The following is a 24,878-nucleotide window of genomic DNA, read 5'->3' as shown; positions in this document are numbered from 1 at the left end:
TCGTTTCCGGGTGCAATGAAGGCTGGCCCAAGGTCAATGTGCACTGATCCGTTTCCTTCCGTCGTTGCTCCCCAGTGTTGGCCATATTATGGCACCTTTATTTTTTCCTGCCAGGCTTTTTCTTGGGAGACTGAGGACGTTCACACTGCTTAGCGCCGCAGTTGCTGGTACAGTAATAACCAAAGCCGGATTTCCAGGTGACATCGCTGCGGGGGCAATCTTGAACATACTGGGCGTACTGGATCAATCGGTCAACAATCGATTTCGGTATACTGTGTTCCATTTTGCAGGCGGCCTGTTCAGCCTCTGCCTGATCGACTCCGAGTACGGTGACGAAAAAGTTGTTGAGAGCCTCGTGTCTGCCGACCACCTCTTTCGCCGCTTTGAGTCCGGTATCGGTCATGGTGACTAGATCATAGGGGGCGTAATTGATCAGGTCAAGGGAAGAGAGGACGCGCAAGGCATTGGTTACCGAAGAGGCTCGGACGCCAAGTCTTCTGGCAATGTCCTTGGCGCGAGCGACCTGCTTTTCCTTGCAGATGAGGTATACCGCTACCAGATAATCTTCCTGGCTGGCGGTCAGTGGTTGCTTGAGCATCGGCGGTCCATTGCATGGATCAGAAAGGATTCGGGGGAGCGGTCTATATCGAGGAGTCCTGGATCAGTGCACGTTCGTCCGTGCGTCAGCTTTGTTGTCTGTAACCGTTCGATGAAAGTACACTGTATCGGACGGTTACGGGCAATGAAGACGGCGAGCGGACGGACGCCCCGAAGGGCGGTTGGTGAAGGTTATTATCAAGGGTTCCGCTGCAATTACAATGTGATGAAAGTACGATATATCCATAACAAGAGTCCAGATGTCACGGATTCAGGCGAATACGTAAGAATGCTCATTATATCGGACACCTGAAACCGATTGGGTTGCGGACGGTCTCCGATCTGATACGTACTCCACCTGTCCCTTTTTGTCAAAAAATAGTTTCGTGTTTTGAACAGTATTGTTGTCCGGGGACAAATTTAGAAAAGAGTAAACAGAGTCGCTGAGTGACAGCTTTAGCAGCATTTGCCTGCATTGCATTTTAAATACCAACACAGCGGGACTGCAATTGCTTATTGCTGCCGAGGTCTTTGGTTGTCCCGGACCAGACGATCTCCCCTTTTTCCATGATGGAGTGCCGGTCGGCAATCTGGATTCCCTTGCCCGGTTCTGCTTCATCGTCCTCTCGCAGGAGTTCGACCGGGATGCCGCCAAGGTGACCGTCTTTCATGTCCATGGCGAGGCGGAACCCGTCCCGGATATGTGCACCATGTTATTGGAGAAACAAGGGATAAGTGAACGGCAGGCACCTTGCTGCCTTTTTTCCGATGACCGCCTGGGTACCGCCGATTATTCTGGCAGTCTGTCCAGTCTGGATGAGGCAGTCGTTGCTGTGTGCTCAACAGAATTGAGACCCAGATTCCTTTACCCCTGCCAATCGTGGAGCTGATGAGTGCGCAATGTACCACGCTCCTGTATCGGAGGTGATCAGAGGTGTTCTTTTTGCGTTATCCTGATGACCAAGGAACCAGCACGACCGCTGTCCAACTGAAATTCCTTGCCTGCCTGTGCATGTTGATGGATCATGTGGGGCACTATCTGTTGGCTGATCAATACGCCATTATGTGGCCCTTGAGGCTGGTTGGTCGCCTGGCTTTCCCTCTTTTCGCTTTTTTCATCGTCGTTGGGTATCGGCACACCCGGGATGTTTCCCGCTATTGGATGCGGCTGTTCCTGTTGGGGGTGGTCTCCTGGTTTGTCATCGCCTGGCTGGAGGGCAGTCCCCCCAGCCAACTCAACATTCTCTTTACCCTTTGTCTGGGTCTGATGGCAATTGCAGGGTATGAGCGCAGTCCATCCTGGTGGATACCGCTGCTGTGCCTGCTGGCTGCGGAATTGGGTCGGGTGGAATACGGTTCGATGGGAGTGCTGTTGATATTTGTCATGCACCGGTTCCATGGGCAGAGGAATCCTTTTCTGCTGTCATCCGGTTTGATTCTGCTGGTCCTGCTGGGCGTCAACCTGCTCATTGATATTCTCCTGACCGATCCGCATACGGACTGGACTCTATCCTGGTTGCTCCACACGCATCCGACCGCGGTTTTCCAGCCATTCAGTGTCCTGTCCCTTTTGCTGATTTGCCGGTATAATGGGCAGATTGGGTGGCACGCCAACTGGCTGCAGTATTCATTTTACCTCTTTTATCCTTTGCATCTGGCCGCAATCAAGTTGCTGCTGTGAAAGCTGACCGAGAATATGTCCGGGGAGAGAGCATGGAAAAATTTCTGACGGGAAAAACGGCAATTGTTACCGGTGGTTCAAGAGGGATCGGCAGGGCAATTGTCGGCAACCTGGCCGAGCAGGGTGCCACGGTGGTGTTTACTTATCTGCACAACCAGCAGCAGGCAAATGAACTGGTGGAGACGATCGCGGTACAAGGCGGTTCAGCCAGAGCGATCGCCGCCGATATGGCCCAACCCGAAGATATCGACCATCTTTTTTTATCAGTGATGAACAGCTGCCGGCGTCTCGATATTCTCATCAACAATGCCGGTATCGCCATCTACAAGCGTTTTGAGGACTTTACCGAGCAGGATATCAACCAGATTTTCGATGTGAATATCAAAGGGGTTTTTCTCTGCTGTCGCCATGCGGCACGATTGATGGAGAACAATGGCAGTATCATCAATATCGGTTCAACGGTAACCAGGGTCATGCTGCCGACCTATGGTGCCTATGCCGCATCAAAGGGCGCGGTTGAACAGATGAGCAAAGTACTGGCCAGGGAGCTTGGCGGGCGCGGCATACGGGTCAATACCGTCTCTCCCGGACCGATCGATACCGAGCTGTTTCGCGCCGGTAAATCCGATGAGCAGATTGCCCGACTCGCCGCCCAGGCGGCTCTGGGCAGGATCGGCACCGTTGCTGATGTCGCCGATCTGGTCACGGTGCTGCTTGATGAGCGATCAGGCTGGGTAACGGGTCAGAATATCCTGGTCAATGGCGGGTTTGCTGCCTGAGACGCGAAGATTTAGGCGTTCGTTATTTTCCTGGCTTGGGGCGATTGTACCAATAGGCGCAGAGCCGGCGTGAACGGACGGCAAAGGGCATGCACACCATGAGAAGAATCAAACCAAGAATGGCCGGGCTGGTATACCAGTGCAATTTTCGGGCGGAGGTGGCGGCGGGGGGATCGGTGAGGATGATAAACGACTGACCCCGGGCACGCCCCCATTTCTTGAGCAGTTGGGAAAGCCGCAATTCCTCGGAGGCATAGAGCTTGGTATCAAAGCCACCCACGGCTTGAAAGGCGTCTTGGCGGCAGAAAAAGAAGCTTCCGGCGGCATTGCGGGTGAGTCGGGAAATCCAATTCCATAAGCGGAGGGTGCAGCGGCCGAGGAAGGTGGTTGTGCCCTCAAATTGAATGAGAGCTCCTCCACCGACGCAGCGGCCGGAACGAAGCAGGTCAAGGGCATCGGTCAGCAATGCGGCCTCAATGCGGGTATCGGCATCGACAAAGACCAAAAAGTCGGCGCCGCTGACGGCGGCGCCGGCATTGCGAGCGCGGGCGATCTGATTCACCGGCTCGTGAACCACGCGATCGGCGCCGCCGGTTCTGGCCACATCGGCGGTGCCATCGCTTGAGTTGTTGTCCACGACAATACACTCGCCGGCAATGTTCTGCGCAGCCATGGCCCGCTGCACCGCAGCCAAGGTCGCAGGCAGTTCCTCAGCCTCGTTGTAGGCAGGAATGATGATGCTATAGCTCGTTGTTGACAATGGCCTGGATCCGTGACGGCTGGACTTTTTTTGTGATGTATTTCGCAGGACTCAGGTTATGAAGTGCGACAATATTTTTGACACTTCGTCGTCACCCGCCGCCCTTCGGGTCGCCTGTTCGCACGCCATCTTCATTGCCCGTACCGGTCCGAAAAAGTGTCCTTTATTCGAACGGTCACGAACGAAGGTTTTCGGACCCAGGGGATAATAACCAGCAAGGAGCAGATCAACTGTCCTTGAGAACTTCCAGGGCAATGAGGACGCGAACCTCCCTGCCAATGACCCCCATCTCATAAAACCGTCCTGATCCGACATTGTACTCCAGGCGGTCCAGCATGAAATCGATCTCAAAACCCGCGACTGTCTGCCCTCGCTTCAAGGGGTTTTCCTGCATTCCGAAATACCTCAAGGGCACGGTTATCCGCTTGGTCACATCCTTGATGGCCAGGTCACCTTCCAGGGCGTATTCATCCCCCTGTACATGGTGGACGCTTTTGGTGGTGAAGGTCATGCGAGGGTAGGTTCTCGCTTCAAAAAAGTCGGCTGAGCGTAAGTGGTCGTCTCGTCTGGTGATATTGGTATTGATACTGGCAACATTGACCGTGAAATCGAAGCGGGCAGCCGCCAGGTTTTCAGGATCAAACAATATGGTCCCTGAAAAATCATCGAACAGACCGCGGACAGTGACAAAAGTATGCCGGACATCAAAATAGATACCGGTATGGTCCTGGTCGATTTCCCATTGTCCGGCTCGAGCCTGGTCCAGGGGAGCTCCCAGCAGCACAGCAAGGGCGAGGGTGAAGAGGGCGGCTTTCCATTTCATGACAGCACTCCTTTGAATGAGGTTTGAATAGAGAAGAAGGGGTCGCTCTCTGCTCTCTGTCACTGGTCTGGACAGGTGGAAGGCCCACTTGTCCCGAGAACGATTCTCATGGAGCATCCCTTTCGTTCAGTTGTTGTCGACGATCTGATTATCATTATTAATATACTACTTTCGTCAGGCGAGTCAATCAGTGATATTACAAACTGAAGCGTTCCGTGAAAATCCGTTGGTGTGAAAAGCCTAGGCCAGGAAGCACCTTGGCCACTCCCGCCATCATCCCCTCAGGACCGCATATGAAAACCGCTGCGTCCCGGCCGCTGTCCATCAGCAACCTTTCCAGGATGACGCGGTTCAGGCGGTCTCCTGTGGTCGCGGCCTCAGGTCCTCTTGTGAAAAAAAGGTGCATCCGCAATCCGGGAAGGCGGGATTCCAGTTCCCGGAATGTATCGACCAGCACCACATCATCCTTGGTTTTATTGCTCCATATCAGGGTGATCTTGCGGTGGTCGTTCGAATCGGCCATATATCGGAGCATGCTCAACATGGGAGTGATGCCGATCCCGCCGGCGATCATGACCAGTTCCGCGTGTCCGTTGCAACGAAAATGGGAAAAAATGCCGTAGGGGCCATCGATGCTGATCTGGTCACCAGGCTGAACAGTGGCTATGGAGCGGGTCCAGTCACCGCAAAGGCGAATGACGAATTCCAGCTCCTTCGGCCTTTGCGGAGACGAGGCGATTGTAAATGGATGCTCCTCGCTTCGTACACCAGCGGATCTGATCCGAATGAAGGCGAACTGCCCGGGGGCGTATGCAAAAGCTCGGCCTGTTCGCGGCCTCACGCAAAGACGCACGGTATCCCGTCCTGCCGGCTCCACCGCCGCGACCGTGTGTGGTCTGATCCTGATCCAGAACCGATGCGCGGTCATCCAGGCAAACAGCAGCACCCACAGCCCGATGGCCCAGTATGTCGCTGTTTGGGGTACTCCCCGCCCGAAGCTATCGCTGACGTTGAGCACATGAACGGCCAATCCGGCGGTGACCACGACGGCTGCCACGCGATGCGCGGTCCGCCAGAACTCGTAGGGGAGCCGTAGGCTGCTGCGGAAGGTGCTGGTGATGGCCATGCTCAGGATGCACAGTAACAGGCCCAGCCCCACCAGTTCCGGCCAGTAGCGTTTTGTCAGGGGAATGATCAGGGTGTTGTCCGGGAGGTAGACCAGTATTGGGTGGAGCAGGGCGCAAGCGGCAATGGTGATGCCCATCAGGCGGTGAAATCGAAACAGGTTGTTCAAACCGAAAATCCTGTCCAGGAATCTGATTCTCGCACTCCAGAGTAACTGAATGAGGAGGAGGACGCCCGCGACCATGCCCAGGACCTTGCCGATCTGCAGCATGACCTTGGCACTGCCGAATTTGTAGAGCATGGACGAGGATTCGAAGCGGAAGGGGATGGATACAGCCCCTGCAAGCACCACGAGGATGACCAGCACCACCAGGACTCCCAGAACGGTGCGCGTCGCCTGAGACCAGACAATCATAGCAGCTTTCCCTTCAGTGTGTTTCATGTTCGCATCAATCACAATATCGCCGGGTGAGGTCACCATAGGCATCAATCCTGCGATCACGGAAATAAGGCCAGAGGCGGCGGACCTGCTCGCTGCGCTCCCGGTCGAGATCGATGACGAGCACCTGCTCTTGGTCGTTGTCGGCAAGAGCAAGCAGTTCGCCCTGGCACCCGGCAACTAAACTGTGACCCCAGAACTGTGCACCGGCACCGACTCCCGAGGGGTCAGGTTCAAAACCGACCCGGTTGACACTGACCACCGGGATCCCGTTGGCAATGGCATGGCTGCGTTGAATGGTGATCCAGGCCTCTCGTTGGCGGATTTGTTCCTCGAGGGGATCGTTGAGGTCATAACCGATGGCGGTGGGATAGATGAGCAGGTCGGCCCCGGCCATGGCCATCAACCGGGCCGCCTCGGGGTACCATTGATCCCAGCAGACCAGGACCCCCAGTCTGCCCACCGAGGTGGCGATGGGTTGAAATCCGAGATCTCCCGGGGTGAAGTAGAATTTTTCATAATACCCGGGGTCATCGGGGATGTGCATCTTACGGTACCGGCCGGCAATGCTGCCGTCCCTCTCCAAAACCACGGCGGTGTTGTGGTACAGGCCCGGCGCCCGTTTTTCAAAGAGAGAAGTGACCAGGACGATACCCAATTCCCTGGCCAGGGCGCCAAACTCCGTGGTGGCCGGTCCTGGAATCGGTTCAGCCAGATCAAAGCAGGCGGTAGCCTCGGTCTGACAGAAATACTGACTGCAATGCAGTTCCTGGAGAACCACCAACCAGGCTCCCCGAGTGGCGGCTTCTCGGATTGCCTCCACACTCCTGGCGATATTTTTTTGCCGGTCATCGACACAGCGTTGCTGCACCAGGCCGACGGTAAGGATGTTCATGGCAAAACTCCTCTGGGAATCTGCATGGTCACGCAATGCAGCGAACCATGCTGGTGGATCAGCGGGCCACAGTCGATGGCGATGACTGTACGGTCTGGGAAGACCTGAGCAAGGATCTCCAGGGCCTTGGCGTCCTGATCATCCTGGTACACAGGGACCAGCACCGCACCGTTGATGATGAGAAAATTGGCGTAGGTGGCCGGCAGGCGCTGCCCATTGGCATCGTAACAGGGACTCGGCCAGGGGAGGGGCACAAGGCGATAGGGATGTCCGGATGGGGTGCGAAAGGCACGAAGTTCTGATTCCATGGCCTTCAGGGGAGCATAATGTTCGTCGGCAGGATCGTCACATCGGACATAGGCGATGGTGTCGTTGGGGCAGAAGCGGGCAAGGGTGTCGATGTGTGCATCGGTATCATCTCCGACCAGAGAACCGGACTCTAGCCAGAGAATATGAAAAGCCCCCAGCAGATCCGCAAGGGCCTTTTCAATTGCTGAGCGGTTGAGGTGGGGGTTGCGATTAGGATGGAGGAGGCACTGACTGGTGGTCAGCAGGGTGCCGGCACCGTTGCTTTCGATACTCCCCCCTTCGAGGATCAGGCCGAGAGTACGGACTTCACATCGTCCGAATGCCCCGGATCGGGCCAGGGTTGCAGTGATCTGGTTGTCGAGGTAGGCGGCAAATTTCAACCCCCAGGCGTTAAAGCCAAAGTCCATTAGTACCGGGATTTCACTTTCGAGCACTGTGATGGCGCCAAAATCCCGCGCCCAGGTATCGTTGGTCGGCACAGGGTACAGACGGACACGTTGCAGATCCACCCCGTCTTTGATGAGCCGAGTTCGGATTGCTTCAATCTCTGGAGCGACGATGAGCACCTGTTCAAATTGGCTGATTGCCCGGGTAATGGCGACAAAGACCGGTTCAACTGTTTCCAGGAGGTCGTGCCAGTCGCTGGTCGCATGCGGCCAGGCCAGGAGGACACCATCCTGTTTTTCCCATTCAGCGGGAAGACGGATGTTCATAGCTCGATTGTTCTGCAGAGGATTTGGGTTGGTCCATGATGGGAGTTTTTTGGGTCACACCATTTGAAATATGTACAGAGTGGTGAACGGATACGACATTCGTGATGCCCGGGCAAGCAAAAAAAGGACGATCACCTGGATCCGTGAGCGTTCATCCGTGCATCAGCTATATTGGCGTTGACCGTTGAATTTAAGTACATTTTATCGGACGGTTACGGGCAATGAAGACGGCGTGCTGACGAACGCCACGAAGGGCGATGGGTGGAAGTTCGCGTCAAGAATGCTTCGACGATTATAATATGATTACAGCAAAATAAAACTCAAACAACAGGTTAGCCGCCACGGATTCAGGGATCAGTATTCGCTTGTTCCAATTGGTTGCGCTCCCTTCATGCCCCTCTTCGTTTCAAATTAGACAAAAAAGTGGCCGGAATCCAAGCAAAGAAGTAGAAAAGTGCCAAGGACGTGACGGGGCAACCTGAGAATCTCCCCCCTGTGCACGGACACGTATGCGGTGATTGCGTTTCCACTCCAACCAACAAACCATGGCAAAAGGGCACTTCAATGTCTCGACAAGGTAAAAAGGATGATAGTGCTGTTGCCAATAAGGAGCGGATAGGTCTCAGAGTGCTGGTCGTGATCAGTTTTTGCCATTTTCTCAATGATATGCTCCAGTCACTGATTCCGGCCATCTACCCACAGCTGAAAGAGAATTTCGATCTCAGTTTCACCCAGATCGGGCTCATCACCCTGACGTATCAGCTGTCCGCCTCGCTGCTGCAGCCGATGGTGGGATTGTATACCGATCTCCGCCCCAAACCGTACTCCCTGACCTTTGGCATGGGCTGCAGCTTGCTGGGTTTGATCCTGCTCGCCACCGCGCCGGGGTACGGACTGCTTCTGGTCGCGGTGGGCCTGGTCGGCACCGGATCGGCAATTTTTCATCCGGAATCTTCCCGGGTGGCCCGCATGGCTGCGGCCGGTCAATACGGTCTGGCCCAGTCCATCTTTCAGGTCGGCGGCAATGCCGGCACTGCCATGGGGCCGTTGCTGGCGGCACTGATTATCATCCCCCACGGGCGCCACAGTCTTGCCTGGTTTTCGCTGTGCGCCCTGCTGGCCATGCTCATTCTATTCCGGGTTGGGGGGTGGTACCGGAAAAAGCGGCCCGCGGTGGAACATATCAGGCGTCAATGGAGCGCCACCGGGATGGACACCCATCCCGGCGCCGGGACGGTGGTCTGGCCACTTCTGATCCTGCTGGTCCTGATTTTTTCCAAATTTTTTTATCTGGCCAGTCTCAACAGCTATTACATCTTTTACCTGATGCACACATTTCAGGTGTCTGTCCAGTCCGGTCAGATCCGTCTGTTCGTTTTTCTCTTCGGTGCGGCCCTGGGCACGCTGCTTGGCGGCCCGGTGGGCGACCGCATCGGGCGCCGCCGTGTCATCTGGTGGTCCATCCTGGGGGTGGCACCGTTCACCCTGATGCTGCCGCACGTCAGTTTATTCTGGACCGGCCCCTTGACCTTTTTCATCGGCCTCATGCTGGCCTCCGCCTTTCCCGCCATCGTGGTCTATGCTCAGGAACTCATTCCGGGCCGGGTGGGTACGGTCTCGGGCCTGTTCTTTGGTCTGGCCTTTGGCATGGCCGGGATCGGCGCGGCCCTCCTGGGGCGGTTGGCTGATCTGCAGGGGATTGTATATGTCTATCATCTCTGCTCGTTTTTGCCCCTTTTGGGATTATCGGCCATTCTGTTGCCGGATGTGGGGCGGAACAGGGATACTCGGTAGCGGAGACAAGGCATCCCGCTTAAGTACGTTCAGGCAACGGGAAATTGCGTGGGGCTGGATATGGTTATTTTTTAGGGATAAATCGAGGGTCGGTCATGCTTTCCGGACTGAGGATGTCGTAGAGCTGTTCCTGGGTCAGCAGCTCTTTATCGCAGACCAGCTGAAAAACGCTGCTCCCGGTCTTAAGGGCCTCCTTGGCAATGGCGGCACATAGGTCATAGCCAAGGAAGGGGACAAGAGCGGTCACCAGGCCGATACTGTTTTCCACATAACCGCGGCAGACATCCCGGTTGGCCTCTATCCCGTTAACACAGCGGCTGGTCAAGGTGACACAGGCATTGGTGAGGATCATCATGCCGTGAAGCAGGTCATAGGCAATGATCGGCTCCGCCATGCACAGCTCCAGTTCGCTGGCTTCGGCAGCCATGGAGACCACCGCATCATAGCCCATCACCTGATAGCAGACCTGATTGACCAGTTCGGGAATAACGGGATTGACTTTTCCGGGCATGATGGATGAACCCGGCTGCATGGGTGGCAGGTTGATTTCATTGAGCCCGCAGCGTGGCCCCGAGGACAGCCAGCGCAGATCGTTGCAGATTTTCGAGATCTGCACGGCAGCCCGCTTGAGAGTGGAGGACATCTGGCAGAAGGAACCGGCGTTCTGAGTGGCTTCGATCAGGTTACGGGCCCGTCGCAGGGCAAACCCGCTGACCATGGACAACTTCTGGGTGACCAGATCGGCGTACCCGGGCGGGCTGTTGATCCCGGTACCGATGGCGGTGGCCCCCATGTTGATGTCGAGAAATTCGTAGGCAGCCCGTTCAATGGCTTTGATGGCGCTTTCGATCATCACACCGTAGGCACTGAATTCCTGACCAAGAGTCATGGGAACCGCATCCTGATTTTCGGTGCGGCCCATTTTAAGCACATCGCCGAATTCCTCCGCCTTGGCGTCGAGAGCCGCCTTGAGGGCGGTCATGGCATTGATGAGACTGCGATTGGCCAGCAGCACGGCCAGTTTGATCGACGTTGGATACGCGTCATTGGTCGATTGGGAGCAGTTGACATCGTCATTGGGGTGCAGGTATCCGTAGTCGCCTTTTTCCCGGCCCATGAGTTCAAGACCGCGGTTGGCAATGACCTCGTTGGCATTCATGTTGGTCGAAGTGCCGGCACCACCCTGAAACATGTCGACCACGAAGTGTTCGTGCAGATTCCCGGCGAGAAGGTCGTCGCAGGCAGCAGCAATAGCCCGCATTTTTGCTTCCTCGAGTACACCCAGCTCGAAATTGGCCATGGCTGCCGCCTTTTTGACCAGGGCCAGGCCTTCGATGAGATGGGAGAAGTTGCGCAGTTGGATGCCGGAAATGGAAAAATTCTCCATCGCCCGGATGGTTTGCACACCGTAATAAGCATAATCGGAAACCTCCCGGTTACCAAGGGAATCCTGTTCCGTGCGAAATCCTCCTACCTCCTGGATACAGTCTTTCCGCTCATACAGACGGTTGGAGAGTTCCCGCAGTCGTCGATAAATACTGACGGCAATGCGGGCGACAATGCGATGAAAGAGGGCCGGTTGACTGGTGCGGAACTCAGCGATTTTTTCCGTGGAAATCTGCCAGACCGTCGCGCCATGGCGGGTGAAGGCGCTGTTGCTGTGCGAGTGGTCTTCCAGAAAGGCCCCTTCGCTGATCAGGGTGCCGGCGATTATGGTGGCAATATGGCGGGAGGAGCCATGCACCCCGCGCACCAGTTCGACCTTCCCATCAAGAATGATGCCCGCCCATCTCCGGGGCATGGATTCATGAAAGAGCCACTCATTGGGCGCATACGTGCGGCGAATACCCTCGCTGAAGAAGGCGGTGAGATCGTCGGCGGGGATATCCGAGGACCGCGCGGCAATTTTTATGATTTTCTCTTCGATGTTCATCAGTTTTCTTTTTTCGGGCTGGTGAATCCTGGCAGCTCCAGAGGGCTGACCTTGGGTTTTTTCGGGGTTCCGGTGATGTCGGTGATCCTCCGTACGGTGCGGCTGGCGATGCGCTTTCCTTTGGCGCCGGCGCCTTTGATCTGATAATCGTCGAGTTCTATTTCCAGGGCATTATACTTGGCCCGGGACGAGGGGGCTAGGCTGGCCCGGATCCGCAGGCCTTCTTTACCCAGCAGCAGGAGCAGGATAGCTGCGCGTTTCCCCGCTTCGAACAGCCGATACTCACGGTTGAGAATGAATTTGGGCATGACAAAGCGTTTGACATAGGCAAGATTTTCCGGGCCACGGTAGATGAGATTGAAGACAAGGTCGTTTCTCACCACCCCCATCCAGTGCAGATCCGGACCGACAAACAGTTTGTCGGGTACATTGATCACCTTGTAGAGGCCATCTTTGAAAATGAGCAGCAGTCGATCATATTCGGAGCAGCAGCATTCCAGGTCACTGCCCGCCTCCTCGACCTTGATCTTGTGACCGATAAAGCCATTTCCCCGGGTATAAAAGACATTGAGGTTGGAGATGGCCGCAGCCCGGGCATCGACTTCGTCAAAGGCGCGTAATTCACTGCGGCGGGGAAAGAGCGGGCCATATTTGCTGATCAGGGCTTCGAGATACCTGGTGGTAAAACCCACCATATCGGTGAGCTGTTCCCGGATCCTGGCCAGGGCTTTTTCGATCTCCCTGAGTTCCTTCTCCTGACGATTGATATCGTAGCGGGAGATGCGGCGGATTTTGATTTCCAGGAGTCGCTCTACATCTTCGCTGGTGAGTTTGCGGCGTAGTTCATCGGCATAGGGGGCCAGGGCCTGACGAACGGTGCTGACCACTGCCTTGTAGTTGATTTTTTCCTCGATCTGTTTATAAAGCCGTTCTTCAATAAAGATCTGTTCCAGTTTGCGGGCATGCCATTTTTCCTCGAGGCGCTCCAGTTCGATATGCAGTTCCCGCTGCAGATTGTTGAGTAGCTGGTCGGTGTTGCGGCGGAGGATCTCCTCCACCTGCAACTGCCGGGGCATATTTTCCTGGATAGTCACCAGGCTGGGGGAGACACTCAGTTCACAGTCGGTGAAGGCGTACAGGGCGTCAATGGTTTCCTCGGCGAGCACTCCTCGGGCCAGCTTGATTTCGACTTCGACCTTTTCCGCGGTGTAGTCATTGATGGCGGCGATTTTCAGTTTGTTCGCCTTGGCCGCTTTTTCAATGGATTCAATCAGGGACTGGGTGGTGATATTGTACGGCAGTTCAGTGATGACAATGGTTTTCGCGTCCGGCTGCTCCAGCCTGACCCGGCAGCGGATACGACCATTGCCATGGTTGTAGTCGCTGATATCGATGATCCCCCCCCTGGGAAAATCCGGGTAAAGGACTATTTCCTGTCCGTGGAGATAATCAATCTGGGCCTGGAGCAGTTCGGACAGGTTATGCGGCATGATTTTGGTGGCCATGCCCACGGCAATCCCTTCCGCGCCCAGCAGCAGCAGGAGCGGGATCTTGGCCGGCAGGCGTACCGGTTCCTGCATGCGGCCGTCGTAGGAATCGATGAACTCGGTGAGATCCTTGTTGAACAGGGTTTCACGGGCCAGAGGTGACAGGCGGCATTCAATATAACGTGGTGCCGAGGCCTGGTCACCGGTGAAGATGTTGCCAAAGTTTCCCTGCCTGTCGACGAGGTAGCCCTTGTTGGCCAGGTTGACCAGGGCGTCAAAGATCGACTGGTCTCCGTGGGGGTGCAGTTTCATGGTCTCGCCGACTACGTTGGCCACCTTGTGAAAGCGGCCGTCGTCCATGTTGTGCAGGGTCTGTAACAATCGCCGCTGTACTGGTTTGAGACCGTCGTCAACGTCGGGAATGGCTCGTTCGCGAATAACGTAGGAGGTATAATCCAGAAAATTGGCGTCAAACAATTGATGGAGTTTGCCGCGTTGCTGCTCGGGGATGTTGTTCATACCGGCCTGACAATAAGGTGGTCCATGATGTACTGTTTCCGTTCAGGCGTGTTTTTTCCCATGTAGAAACGGAGTACCGGGCTCACCTCGCTTAAGGAATCTATACGGACCGGCCTGATGCGCATATCCGGGCCGATGAATTGCTTGAATTCCGGAGGGGAGATCTCACCCAATCCCTTGAAACGGGTCATCTCGATGGCCCGGTCTCCCTTGCTCTTGGCTTTCAGTGCGGTCATGGCTTCATTGGTATCCTGATCTGAATAACAGTACAGGGTCTTCTCCTTGTTGCGCACCCGAAAGATGGGGGTTTCCAGGATATGAACCCGCTCCTGCCGCACCAGGGGCTCGAAATAATGGAGAAAAAAAGTGAGGAGAAGGTTGCGGATATGGAGGCCATCAACATCGGCATCCGTGGCCAGGATGACTTTATCATAGCGGAGGTCGGCAATGGAGTGCTCGATATTGAGGGCCTGCATCAGGGAATACATTTCCTCGTTTTTATAGAGGACGTCAAGGCGCTGCCCCAACACATTCATTGGTTTTCCCTTGAGGGAGAAAACCGCCTGCGTCATAGGATCACGGGCACTGACAATGGATCCGGCCGCGGACTGGCCTTCGGTGATGAACAGCATGTTCTCCTGTCCGGGTTTCGAGGCGTTCCCTCGTGAGGGGTGATATTTGCAGTCCTTGAGCTGTGGAATCTTGAAAGCGATTTTCTTGGCCTTAGCCTTGGCGTCGCGGCGGACGGACTGGAGTTCACGACGCACCCGTTCATTACGCTGCACCTTGTCCACCAGGACTTCAGCGGTTTCTGGATATTTATAGAGGTGGGTGGCCACCGCGTCCTTGACCGCGTTGACGATACCTGCGCGGATATCGGTGTTGCCGAGTTTGTTTTTGGTCTGTGACTCGAAAATCGGTTCCTGGACTTTGACGGAAAGGATACCGACGATACCGTCACGGACATCGATGCCGGTGAACTTCTTGCCAGTGAACTCGTTGACACCCTTGAGAATGCCCTCGCGGAAGGCGGAGAGATGGGTGCCGCCTTCACTGGTATAGGTGCCGTTGACAAAGGAGAAATAAGACTCGCCATAGTCATCGGTGTGGGTGCAGGCAAATTCAAGGGATTTATCGACGAAATGGAGGGGAGGGTAGATACGTTCGCTGCTCACCTCCCGGTCCAGGAGATCGAGCAGACCATTCCTGGAGAGAAAGAGGGTTTCATCCAGATAGAGGCTCAAGCCGGCGTTGAGATAGGCATAACGCCAGAGCCGCTGCTCCACATATTGCCGGTCGAAGGTGAATTCCGGGAAAACAGTGCGGTCGGGGAGAAAGGTGACCAGGGTGCCGTTTTTCTCGCTGGTCTCACTTTCCTCCTCGTGCTGGAGAACACCCTGGGTAAAGTACGCAGTTTTGGTCTGCCCGTCGCGGAAGGCGGAGACTGTAAAACTGGAGGACAGGGCGTTGACCGCCTTGGTTCCCACGCCGTTGAGACCCACGGAAAACTGAAAAACCTCGGTGTTGTATTTAGCCCCGGTGTTGATCACGGAAACGCATTCCACCACCTTGCCCAGCGGGATACCGCGACCGTAATCGCGGACCCTGCACAAACCGTCGGCGTTGATGGAGATATCGATGCGCTTGCCGTAGCCCATGATGTATTCGTCCACGGCATTATCCAGGATTTCCTTGAGGAGGATATAGATGCCATCGTCGGGGTGCGAACCATCACCCAGGCGGCCAATGTACATGCCCGGCCGTTTGCGGATGTGCTCCAGAGAACTGAGGGTCTTGATCTTGGATTCGTCGTACTGATGTGCGGTCATGCCTGTGCAGGAAGGGAAGGTGTATGGGGAAATGATCATCCAAAGGTCGTATCTGTTCAGGAAAACCGTTCACCAGGAGAGTACCTGTATGGTGGACGATTTCAGTGTCCAGGTCGTGCAGTCTATTTCTTGTCCCCGGTGAACGGGGACAAGAGATGTATGCAGCGGTTCAGTTCGCAGAGATTGTTGTCCGTCTCCCGGGAGATGTCGGGGGGATAGCGCGCATTCTCTGCAAGCGGCAGATTGGCGGCAGAACTGTACCTTTCTCCTCTTTCGAAGTCAAAGGAAAGCACGGATCGTCACGACAATGGATTATTCCATCATGTGAATCCGCTCGCAGTCAGGGCAGATCCAGGTTGGGCCGTTGCTGATACCCCATTTGTTCTCGGCAAAGCACTCGGGGCAGATCTGGAAACCGCAGCCGCAATTCCAGCAGAAAGTTTTGCCCTCTTTGCAGCAGTGGCACTGAAATTCTTTTTTCCGGCGACGGGATCGCTTGGGTTCTTCACTTTGTGATGACATCAGTCCTGATCCTCCGAGCCTGGAACCAGCTCGTTTTCCATCCACTCCAGATAGTTTTCCGCGCCGGCCAGCACCGGCGTGGCGAGGATTTCCGGAACCTCATAGGGGTGGTGGGCTTGAATGGTTCGGCACAACAGAGGAAAGAGATCGCCTCGTGTTTTGATGGTGCAGACCAGTTCCATCCCCTGTTCGACCTTGCCCTGCCAGCGATACATGGAGGTGCAGGGAGCAATCTGGATACAGGCGGCAAGTTTTTTTTCCAGCAGAACAGTGGCTAACTGCTCCGCACTTGTCTGGTCGGCCACGGTGGTGGCCACCTGGATATAGGGTGTCATATGCTTTTTCTCCATTGTTTGCGGTTCAAGGGCAGACAGGCGGTGCCAGGACGGTGAAGTACCTGGACTATTATCCTTGCTGGTGCCTGCGATTCAATGACCGGGTTTGAGGTGTGGACAAACAGGGTGCCAAACACCTGAATCGGTGACGGCTGGACTCTTGTTTGGATATATCGTGCTGTAATCAGAGTATAATTGCAGTGGAACCCTTGATAATACCCTGCACCAGCCGCCCTTCGGGGCGTCCGTTCACACACCATCTTCATTGCCCGTACCCGTCCGATAAAGTCTCCATTAATTGAACGGCCACAGACAATAAAGCTGACGCACGGACGAACGCTCACGGATCAAGGGAACAGGTGTTCTTGATGAAAAGTGTAGCATCGGCAGCGCTGGTTCAGCTCGGGGTGGAATATTTTTTTCAATTGGAATATCTTACCAGCGCTTGAGAAAAAAAACAAATGTCAGCAATCCTCTCAACATTCTCAGAAAGGTGATTCTATGCTCTTTGCCGTGGATGTCGGAAACTCCCATACCGTAAGCGGTATCTTTACAAAAGGTCGGTTGGTAGGCAATTGGCGGCTCCAGTCACGCCAGGACCGTACCGCCGACGAGTTGGCTATCCGCTACCACGGTCTCTTCCAGATGGCCGGTATCGATCCAAAGAAGATCACCGGTTTCATCGTCGCCTCGGTGGTCCCGACCCTGGAAACCAGCTGGCTGCATTTTGCCCGCAATTATCTCACCCGGCTGCGGCAGCCACCGCTGGCCGTCACCCATACCCTCAAGCTTGGCATGAGTGTGGCCACGGAAACACCGGCCGAGGTGGGAGCCGATCGGATCGTCAATGCGGTTGCGGCCTGGGAACGCTTTCATTCGCCGTTGATTGTCATCGATTTCGGCACCGCCATTACCTTTGACTGTGTCAACGAACAACCGGCCTATGTCGGCGGCACCATTCATCCCGGCATCGGCATTTCCCTGGATGCCCTGGCTACCCGCACCGCCAAACTGCCCCGGCTCGATATCGATGTCATCCCGGAGCAGCCCATCGGCACCACCACGGTCAAGGCGATTCATTCCGGCGCCCTGTACGGTTTCGGCGGTCTGGTGGATCGGATGGTGGAGGTTTTGAGCCGGCAGTTGACCCCGGATCAGGAACGGGCGCAGGCCATCGCCACCGGTGGCATGGCGGAACTGATCAAGCCCTATACCAAGTCCATTGATATCATTGATCCCCACCTGACCCTCACTGGTCTTTCATTAATTTACCGCTTGAACTGCGACGGAAAAAATGAGTGATCAGCCGTACCTGCCCCCCGCGCTCAAACCGGGCGACACCATCGGTGTCTTCTGTCCGGCCGGACCGGCTCGGGACAGGCAGCGCTTGCAGGAGGGGATTGAGCTGATCCGTGCCATGGGGTTTACACTCAAGCTCAGCGGTCCGACCGAATGCAGCACAGGATACCTCGCCGGCACTGATGAGGAGCGGGCGGCGCATCTGGTTGCGTTGTGGCGGGACCCGGAGGTCAAAGCCATTCTGGCTGTCCGGGGCGGATTTGGTTGTCTGCGGCTCCTTGATCGCCTGGACTGGTCGATGTTCCGACGTTCGCCCAAGTTTCTCGCCGGGTTCAGCGATGTGACTGTTCTCCTCAACACGCTGCTGCATCGAGGGGAACTGGTGTCGATCCACAGTCCGGTGGTCACCTCGCTTGGGCGCAGCGACAAGGCAAGCGCAACTTCGCTTTTTTCCCTGCTCACCGGCACCAGGATGGCAGAGGAAATCCAACCTCGTGGCCTGGAGATTCTGCGCGGCGGCATCGGCACAGGGCGGTTGGTCGGCGGGAACCTGACCTCGCTGGTGCACCTTCTGGCCACCCCCTGGGATCACACCTGGGAGCAATGCATCCTGCTGCTGGAAGACACCAACGAGCCTCTGTACCGCCTGGATCGGATGCTGACCCAGTTGGCTCTTGCTGGCCGCCTGGAGCGTCTGGCGGGCCTGCTCCTTGGCACTTTTGATTCGGGCCGGGATGACAGCACAGGCAATCTTCGTCTCCAGGAGGGAGTGTGGGACCGGGTCATGGAGCTGGCAAAGCCTGGTTATCCGATATGGGCGGGGTTTCCCGTGGGGCATCGGCAACGAAACATCGCGTTGCCCATCGGCATGAAAGCGGTCATGGACTCGGCAGCCGGCACCCTAACCTTTCTCCCCGAATCTGTCCGAACCTTTTCCTAGAGTGTCCGGTTTACCATGCTGAAACGTTTTTTGTTGACTGGTGCGGCTTTGTTGCTGGTGCTGCTGGTGTACCTGTTCAGTCTGCTGCCTTTTTTTCTGTTGCGTGACAGGCTGGAGGAGGCAGTCCTGCTCCAGTGGCTGTGCTACTGGTTAGCCTTGGCTGCCTTTTTGCTGCCGGTTTTTCTGGGGTGGGTGATTCGAAAATGCTGGTATTTTCAGGGCACAGGCCCGGCGGTGCATGCCGATGAACTGCAGCGACGACTGCTGCAGGTTAACGATAGCCGCAGTCCGGTGCGGGCAACCGGCGAGCGGAATACACTGGTGCTGACCTGGCGATATGAGGACCCCCAGTGGTGTGAATTGCTCAGCCGGTTTAACATTACCCGTTTGTACGAGCTTCATTGCCGCTTTGATCCTGCCACCCGGACCGTCCTGCTGATCGACCGGATACGTGTTGCTGATTTTCTGATCTGCCCGGACCAGCTGAAAATCGGTCTGCGCCGTATTCCGCTGCCTTTCTGCCGGGTGCGGGCTGGACGGCTTGGTACGGTCGAACAGTACGCCCAGAAAGCGGCACATGAGTACGATTTTCAACCCGTGGAGATCAAATCGCCGGTTATGGGCACAATCCTTACCAGTGGCTGGAACGTTCGTTTCAGTTTGATCTGAGCATCATCCCGTCGGGGGGCTTCACACCATTCACTGCCGCAGGGGTTAGAGGGCGAAGCGAAGCGCGGCACCAAGAAAAATGGTGTCTGTGTCAATTTTTTTGTCCTGATCCTTCAGTTCGGTGGTGTCATTGAAACGATAGTTTGCTGAGATATCGACAAAAAGCCCGGGGAGAAGGTTGAGATTGATGCCGGCGCGCAGGGCAAAGAAAGGTTTGTCGGCAAAGCTGCCATCCGTATGAACAAGGCCGATACCGGCTGCCGCATAGAGGCCGTCACCCAACAGAACATAGGCCTGTGGGGCAATGGCAGTCTCGCCGAATCGATCCGGGAGCAGTTCCAGATCAAATTCCAGACCAACCACCCAAGGACGATATTGATAACTGACGAGATAGGAAACGCCGTTCCTATCAAAGCCTTCATCCAGACTGTCGATCGTTGTCCAGTAATTGATGCCTCCGCCCAGTCGATGTACGCTGGCCCACGACGTGGTGGCAAAGCACAGACAAACCAGCATTGGCAATAGATATCGCAGTCCTTTCATTCCTTTTCTCCTGTGGGGATAGTGTGTTTAGGGGATGCTGTTCGCTGGGACCGACAATCGATCCTATGGACCCTTTGGGTGGGTACGAGAGATTTCCTGCCGCCTTCGACGAGGGACCTGTCCACGGAGGACGGGTTGTCACAGGTTAGCTGTTTGATCCTTTTTCAGTACCGTCAGCCATCCATCGTCTCAACTGTGACCACGAAATCCTCCATCTGGATGGTGGCATTTTTTCCTTCTCCCAGCAGGTGAAAAGAGAAGGATTGTCTGGCCTCGGTATTTTCAAAGGAGAACTCGATCGTACTCTCTTCGCCGGCTCGAAGAACCGGGAAACTGGGTATGGGTATATCATTCTGATTACGTTCCCATTGCTTGAGCAGCAACTGCATGCGGATACCGCTTTCATGGGCCTCGACGGCCCGCACCCGGATGGAGACATGCACTCTTGAATGAGCTGGAAAATCAAGATATTGAGCGCCGATCAGATTGTCGCCCCACTCGCTGATGATCTTTTCTGGAAGTCGACGCAATTCCCCCTCGGCAAAATGCAGGACCTGCGATCCCCCGTGACGGGGATGCAATGAACGGTCCAAGGTCACGGCATAGGTAAAAATGTTGCTTCCGCTACCATCTTTGTCCGGAGCGAAATCAGCTGGAGGAAAGCCCAGCAGGCTGGGAGCGGTGCCCACCAGGCAACGGCCGTCGGTGGTGCACTCATAGCGAAGGTTATCAGCAGTGTGCCGGCGCAATTTGGAAGCGGTAAAGGCGATCATTTCCCCGGGAGTGGGATATTCCCGAAAAAAACTGCGACCGATAATGTCCGGGGGCATGTTCAGGCCGAAATAATCGAGCAGGGAAGCAGTGATATCAACCAGGCCGTATCCCCCTTGCTTGATCCGCGGCAGGTCATCGTCCGGAGCGAGGATGATTGCCAGGCCCCAACTGCTGACCCAATCGGCCAGGGCAGAACCGTGAGATTCGTCGGAGGTGATGAGTACCAGGGTGTTATCCAGCACCCCGTCCCGGCGAAGGCCGGCGATGAAGTCGGCGACAGCCTCATCCAGCAGAGCAATGGCTGCTTGTTGTCGGGACGGGTATTGGGCGGCGAACGAATCGGAGACGCCGTAGGGCTGATGGGTCCCCACCGTGAGCAGAGTCAGCATCCAGGGCTGATTTCTGCTTTGGAGTTCGGCAATATAGGTGGCTGCACCGCGGAAGAAAACAGGATCGATCGGTCCCCATGAAAAAGGAAAGGGATTGGGCTCGGTAAACCATTCACTGCCAAGAGTCGTCTGAAACCCCATCAGCGGCATGGCCCGGTCCTTGCTCATGAAACCGAGACCCGCTGCCTGGAGATAGTGGGTGGACCAGCCGTTTTGCGCCAGTTGGGCCGGTAGGCACTGGTCAGCGCGTTCCGGGTTCTGCTGCAGTTCGTAGGCCTTGGGTGTGGTCCAGGAGAGTTTGCTGTAATCACCGCAGAGAATGGCATAGAGACCACGGATAGTCTGGTGGCTGTGGACGGTGAAGTCAGGAATGAGCATGGCCTCCTCCGTGGCAGCGGCCAGCCGATCCATGGTGATGTCATGCGAATCCACGCCCATCTTGGTCCTGATTGCAGGGTAATACAGACCGGGTATCCCTTCCACGATGACAATCAGGAGGTTTTCCGCTTTTCCCCGGGGCAGCAAGGTCGAACTGTTGAGGTCGAGACTGCTGAGGCCCGGCGGCAGATGGACCCCTGTTGCGGGCAGATTTCTCGGTAGGGGAGAGGAAACAGCGTCGACTATGAACCAGTGGAGGGGGTTGTAACGGGCAACAATACTGTGCTCATACAAGCGAGTACTGAAAAAGCCCTGGGTTACCATGATCAGCAGCAGTGCTGCCAGGCCCGGACCCAACCAACGTCGGGCCGGTCGGGACACCGGCAGAAAACAGACCAGCACGGCTGTCAGTAACAGCGCACTGACCGCGCCGGGGGCCGCCAGGTTAAACCCAGCGGTGCTCTTGTGGACAAAGGCTGGATCGGCCAGGTATTGCAGGTCCTGCCAGGTGGGCAGTCGCTGCATGGTGGCCACCAGTTCAAGGGCTGAGGTCTGGAACAGGGCCCAAAAGAGCACCAGCAGCAGGCGCAGCCAATGAGGGCTGTAGAGGGTAACCAGAAAGACAAGCAGGCCCAGACCGCTGTCGGAGAGCAGGCCAACCGGCTGAGAGAGCCCCTGGGAGGCCAGGCGCAGGCAGGCAGGCATGAAACTGGCCAATGCCAGAAGAATCAGGGCGATAGAATTTTTCAAGTGGAAATGCTCCGGTGCGGTATTGCGGGTAAAACAGATCAGCTCGAGGCGGGGGACAGGTAGACCTCTTGGCCAGTGCCCATCGAAAGCCGGCTCTGTTTTGCGATACTCTGCCGCACTGGCAAATGTGCTCTCCGGTATATCAAGCACGCCAGCGACTTGTTTGCCGGCGCGCCTGGATTCAGGACAGAATATTTCGTCTCTGGGTATTCTTTTACCAGAAAAAGGAAAAACCCTCAATAAAGACCACGGCTATAGGCTACAGACTGCCATCCACCATTTCCCGGGGCAGAATGTTTTTGACGTCGTAGATAACGGATCGAGGGCGACACAACCGACGCACATCCATGTCTGCGGGATCGGCGAATTCCCGGTGGGCGACCGCGAGAATCACCGCGTCGTACTGTTCCCGCGGCAGGACCTCGATTATCTGCACTCCGTAGAGTCGGCGGGCTTCTTCCCGGTCAACCCAGGGGTCATAGACCTCAACCCGGGCACCAAAAGTTTTCAGTTCTTCAATGATATCAATGACTCGGGTGTTGCGCAGGTCTGGACAATTTTCCTTGAAGGCCAGGCCGAGGATAAGGATATGGGCTTCAGCGACGTGGATGCGTTTTTTCAGCATCAGTTTGACCGTTTCCGAGGCAATATAGCGGCCCATATCGTCATTGAGGCGACGCCCGGCCAGGATCATTTCCGGATGGTAACCGACCTCCTGCGCTTTGTGGGTGAGGTAGTAGGGATCAACACCGATACAGTGACCCCCGACCAGGCCGGGCCGAAACGGCAGGAAATTCCATTTGGTACCGGCTGCCTGCAGGACTTCGAGGGTATTGATTCCCAGGCGGTTGAAAATCAGGGCTAATTCATTGATCAGAGCGATATTGACATCGCGCTGGGTGTTTTCGATAACCTTGGCTGCTTCCGCCACGCGTATTGAACTAGCCTTGAAGGTGCCGGCAGTGATGATCAGGCCATAGAGCGAGTCGACAAAGTCGGCAATGGCCGGTGTTGAACCCGAGGTAACCTTGATTATGGTGGGCAGGCGGTGTTCGTGGTCGCCGGGGTTGATCCGCTCCGGGCTGTAGCCGGCGAAAAAATCGCGATTGAAAACAAGGCCGGAAGCCTGCTCGAGAATGGGGATGCAGATTTCTTCAGTGGCGCCGGGGAAGACCGTGGACTCGTAAATGATCACATCACCCCTTTTCAAGACCGTGGCCACCGATCCCGAAGCCTTGATCAGGGGGGTCAAATCCGGACGTTTATTGCTGTCGATGGGTGTGGGGACAGCGACAATGAAGACGTTGCACTCCCGCAGGTCTTCCATTGTATCGGTAAAACGAAGGGTTTCGGCCTGACGTAACTCTTCACTGCCGACTTCCCGGGTGCTGTCGATATGCCGGCGGAGTTCATCGACACGGTCCGCTTTGAGGTCAAAGCCGACCGTGGGGAGTTTTTTGCTGAATTCCACGGCCAGGGGCAGGCCGACATAACCGAGTCCGATAATACCGATACAGGCGGTCTCCAGGGAGGGCATGGTCACATCCTTACGGAAAAGGGTTGCAGGTGTATGGTCTGATGTTGTCAAAAGTATAGAACGAAGCGACACGGCTGAGAAGTTTTTCTTGCAAAACAGTGACAGAAAAACCCTAACCCGCAACCGATCGTGCCCAGATCAGACCCCTCTGCTTCGTTCAGGCCACAGCAGGGTGTGGAGCTGGAGCTGCAGGCGGACATTGAGGCGGTGATCCAGCAGCAGTTGTGCCAAGGTGGCCGGCTCAAGGCCGGGCTGCACCGGCGAGAACAGAACGGGGGCGACAAGGTCGAGCCGTTCCCGGAGGACCATGGCGCGTGCCCATTGAAAATCATCACGGGAACTGAGGACGAATTTGATTTCGTCGCTGCATCCCCGTGCGCAACGTTCCCTGAGCAGAATCAAGTTTTCCGGGAGAATGGCCGACGCCATACCCGAACCGGGACATTTGATATCCATGATGATGGTGACAGCGTCGGGGACCCCGTGGAGGGGCAGGCTGCCGTTGGTCTCCAGCAGGACCCGACGACCGCTGTCAAGCAGGGCCTGCATAAGCGGGTAGACTTCACTTTGGGCAAGCGGCTCGCCACCGGTTATTTCCACCAGAACATCGGGTGTTTTTGCCACGGTGGAACAGATGTCAGCGATGGGCATGAGTGTTCCCGGTTCCTGCCAGGTATAGGAAGCATCGCAATAGGTGCAGCGGAGATTGCAGCCGGACAAGCGTATGAACAGGCATGGCAGGCCCGCCCGGGTTGATTCACCCTGGATGGAATAAAAGAGTTCGGAGATGAACAAGTGTTCATGCATAGGTTCAGGTTGCTCCATGGGCGGCGGGTGAAGGGTATTGTCAAGGATTCAACTGCAATCATAATCTGATCGCAGCAAGATATATCCAAAACCAGATCCAGCCGTCACGGATTCAGGAGCCCATCATGATTGCATCCGGTGATCGGCTATGTTTCATGCTGTTCCTCGGGTGGAAATGATCGTTTGTCCGGGGATGCAACCAGAAAAAGAAAAGGCCTTGACGCGATATTCGTGGTTTTGTTAATTTTTGTT

The 24,878-nt window shown here is 55.7% G+C and carries 22 protein-coding genes; 7 read left to right on the top strand and 15 right to left on the bottom strand.

Annotation, left to right across the window (positions count from 1 at the left end; all coding sequences use genetic code 11):
- Positions 1-97: 97 nt before the first annotated feature.
- Both JWG43_RS01815 and JWG43_RS01810 read right to left on the bottom strand, forming a co-directional pair.
- On the bottom strand, positions 98-598 hold the full coding sequence (locus JWG43_RS01815) for a metal-dependent transcriptional regulator (protein ID WP_205241099.1): 501 nt from the start codon (positions 596-598) through the stop codon (positions 98-100).
- Positions 599-1,079: 481 nt separating this feature from the next.
- Positions 1,080-1,274 carry a hypothetical protein gene (locus JWG43_RS01810; RefSeq protein WP_205241098.1) on the bottom strand — a complete coding sequence of 65 codons (195 nt, stop codon included), beginning with the start codon at positions 1,272-1,274 and terminating at the stop codon, positions 1,080-1,082.
- A 266-nt stretch (positions 1,275-1,540) separates the two neighbouring features.
- Between JWG43_RS01810 and JWG43_RS01805 the strand changes: the two genes are divergently transcribed.
- The gene (locus JWG43_RS01805) at positions 1,541-2,278 is read left to right on the top strand and encodes a TraX family protein (protein WP_205241097.1); all 738 of its coding nucleotides are present in this window, start codon (positions 1,541-1,543) and stop codon (positions 2,276-2,278) included.
- Positions 2,279-2,310: 32 nt separating this feature from the next.
- Positions 2,311-3,057 carry an SDR family oxidoreductase gene (locus JWG43_RS01800; RefSeq protein ID WP_205241096.1) on the top strand — a complete coding sequence of 249 codons (747 nt, stop codon included), beginning with the start codon at positions 2,311-2,313 and terminating at the stop codon, positions 3,055-3,057.
- A 22-nt stretch (positions 3,058-3,079) separates the two neighbouring features.
- Here JWG43_RS01800 and JWG43_RS01795 read toward each other — a convergent pair whose 3' ends face one another.
- The 5 genes from JWG43_RS01795 to JWG43_RS01775 all read right to left on the bottom strand — a co-directional run bounded on the left by JWG43_RS01795 (position 3,080) and on the right by JWG43_RS01775 (position 8,121).
- The gene (locus JWG43_RS01795) at positions 3,080-3,817 is read right to left on the bottom strand and encodes a glycosyltransferase (protein WP_205241095.1); all 738 of its coding nucleotides are present in this window, start codon (positions 3,815-3,817) and stop codon (positions 3,080-3,082) included.
- A 226-nt stretch (positions 3,818-4,043) separates the two neighbouring features.
- Positions 4,044-4,640: a YceI family protein gene (locus tag JWG43_RS01790; RefSeq protein WP_205241094.1), complete on the bottom strand. Its 597-nt coding sequence runs from the start codon at positions 4,638-4,640 to the stop codon at positions 4,044-4,046.
- A gap of 196 nt (positions 4,641-4,836) precedes the next feature.
- The gene (locus tag JWG43_RS01785) at positions 4,837-6,207 is read right to left on the bottom strand and encodes a ferredoxin reductase family protein (RefSeq protein ID WP_205241093.1); all 1,371 of its coding nucleotides are present in this window, start codon (positions 6,205-6,207) and stop codon (positions 4,837-4,839) included.
- Between the two features lie 7 nt (positions 6,208-6,214).
- Positions 6,215-7,099 (bottom strand): carbon-nitrogen hydrolase, encoded by an 885-nt coding sequence (locus tag JWG43_RS01780; protein WP_205241092.1) that lies wholly within the window; start codon positions 7,097-7,099, stop codon positions 6,215-6,217.
- Entirely contained in the window at positions 7,096-8,121 is a 1,026-nt protein-coding gene (locus JWG43_RS01775) for an agmatine deiminase family protein (RefSeq protein ID WP_205241091.1), read from the bottom strand. The genes JWG43_RS01780 and JWG43_RS01775 overlap by 4 nt, the downstream gene beginning before the upstream one ends.
- Positions 8,122-8,685: 564 nt before the next feature.
- Between JWG43_RS01775 and JWG43_RS01770 the strand changes: the two genes are divergently transcribed.
- The gene (locus tag JWG43_RS01770; RefSeq protein WP_205241090.1) at positions 8,686-9,915 is read left to right on the top strand and encodes an MFS transporter; all 1,230 of its coding nucleotides are present in this window, start codon (positions 8,686-8,688) and stop codon (positions 9,913-9,915) included.
- Positions 9,916-9,979: 64 nt separating this feature from the next.
- On the opposite strand, the gene JWG43_RS01765 is transcribed toward JWG43_RS01770, so the two are convergent.
- The 3 genes from JWG43_RS01765 to JWG43_RS01755 are packed head-to-tail and all read right to left on the bottom strand — an operon-like array spanning position 9,980 to position 15,683.
- On the bottom strand, positions 9,980-11,848 hold the full coding sequence (locus JWG43_RS01765) for an aspartate ammonia-lyase (RefSeq protein ID WP_205241089.1): 1,869 nt from the start codon (positions 11,846-11,848) through the stop codon (positions 9,980-9,982).
- Positions 11,848-13,854 (bottom strand): DNA topoisomerase IV subunit A, encoded by a 2,007-nt coding sequence (locus tag JWG43_RS01760; protein WP_205241088.1) that lies wholly within the window; start codon positions 13,852-13,854, stop codon positions 11,848-11,850. The genes JWG43_RS01765 and JWG43_RS01760 overlap by 1 nt, the downstream gene beginning before the upstream one ends.
- Positions 13,851-15,683, bottom strand: coding sequence for a DNA topoisomerase IV subunit B (locus JWG43_RS01755; protein ID WP_205241160.1), 1,833 nt, complete (start codon positions 15,681-15,683; stop codon positions 13,851-13,853). Before JWG43_RS01755 ends, JWG43_RS01760 begins: the two co-directional genes overlap by 4 nt.
- A gap of 243 nt (positions 15,684-15,926) precedes the next feature.
- On the opposite strand from JWG43_RS01755, the gene JWG43_RS19855 reads away from it, so the two are divergent.
- On the top strand, positions 15,927-16,199 hold the full coding sequence (locus JWG43_RS19855; RefSeq protein WP_205241087.1) for a hypothetical protein: 273 nt from the start codon (positions 15,927-15,929) through the stop codon (positions 16,197-16,199).
- A gap of 5 nt (positions 16,200-16,204) precedes the next feature.
- On the opposite strand, the gene cutA is transcribed toward JWG43_RS19855, so the two are convergent.
- Positions 16,205-16,540: a divalent-cation tolerance protein CutA gene (gene cutA / locus JWG43_RS01745; RefSeq protein WP_205241086.1), complete on the bottom strand. Its 336-nt coding sequence runs from the start codon at positions 16,538-16,540 to the stop codon at positions 16,205-16,207.
- 501 nt (positions 16,541-17,041) lie between these two features.
- Between cutA and JWG43_RS01740 the strand changes: the two genes are divergently transcribed.
- From JWG43_RS01740 to JWG43_RS01730, 3 genes are read left to right on the top strand one after another with little or no spacing between them, the layout of a single operon-like run.
- On the top strand, positions 17,042-17,842 hold the full coding sequence (locus JWG43_RS01740) for a type III pantothenate kinase (protein WP_205241085.1): 801 nt from the start codon (positions 17,042-17,044) through the stop codon (positions 17,840-17,842).
- Positions 17,835-18,779, top strand: a complete 945-nt coding sequence (locus JWG43_RS01735) for a S66 peptidase family protein (protein WP_205241084.1) — start codon at positions 17,835-17,837, stop codon at positions 18,777-18,779. The genes JWG43_RS01740 and JWG43_RS01735 overlap by 8 nt, the downstream gene beginning before the upstream one ends.
- Positions 18,780-18,794: 15 nt before the next feature.
- A complete protein-coding gene (locus JWG43_RS01730) occupies positions 18,795-19,448 on the top strand; it encodes a hypothetical protein (protein ID WP_205241083.1) in 654 nt (217 codons plus the stop codon).
- Positions 19,449-19,493: 45 nt separating this feature from the next.
- Here the strand turns inward: JWG43_RS01730 and JWG43_RS01725 are convergent, their stop codons facing one another.
- The 4 genes from JWG43_RS01725 to JWG43_RS01710 all read right to left on the bottom strand — a co-directional run bounded on the left by JWG43_RS01725 (position 19,494) and on the right by JWG43_RS01710 (position 24,626).
- On the bottom strand, positions 19,494-19,991 hold the full coding sequence (locus tag JWG43_RS01725) for a porin family protein (protein ID WP_240193307.1): 498 nt from the start codon (positions 19,989-19,991) through the stop codon (positions 19,494-19,496).
- Positions 19,992-20,164: 173 nt separating this feature from the next.
- On the bottom strand, positions 20,165-22,282 hold the full coding sequence (locus tag JWG43_RS01720; protein WP_205241082.1) for an LTA synthase family protein: 2,118 nt from the start codon (positions 22,280-22,282) through the stop codon (positions 20,165-20,167).
- Positions 22,283-22,541: 259 nt separating this feature from the next.
- Positions 22,542-23,819: a Vi polysaccharide biosynthesis UDP-N-acetylglucosamine C-6 dehydrogenase TviB gene (gene tviB / locus JWG43_RS01715; RefSeq protein ID WP_205241081.1), complete on the bottom strand. Its 1,278-nt coding sequence runs from the start codon at positions 23,817-23,819 to the stop codon at positions 22,542-22,544.
- A 138-nt stretch (positions 23,820-23,957) separates the two neighbouring features.
- Positions 23,958-24,626, bottom strand: a complete 669-nt coding sequence (locus tag JWG43_RS01710) for a radical SAM protein (protein WP_205241080.1) — start codon at positions 24,624-24,626, stop codon at positions 23,958-23,960.
- Positions 24,627-24,878: the final 252 nt, after the last annotated feature.

This window comes from Desulfobulbus alkaliphilus (assembly GCF_016918545.1).
GTDB classification, from domain to species: Bacteria; Desulfobacterota; Desulfobulbia; order Desulfobulbales; family Desulfobulbaceae; genus Desulfobulbus; species Desulfobulbus alkaliphilus.
Note: the sequence above shows the minus strand (reverse complement) of the source record. Positions and strands in the feature narration are given on the sequence as shown.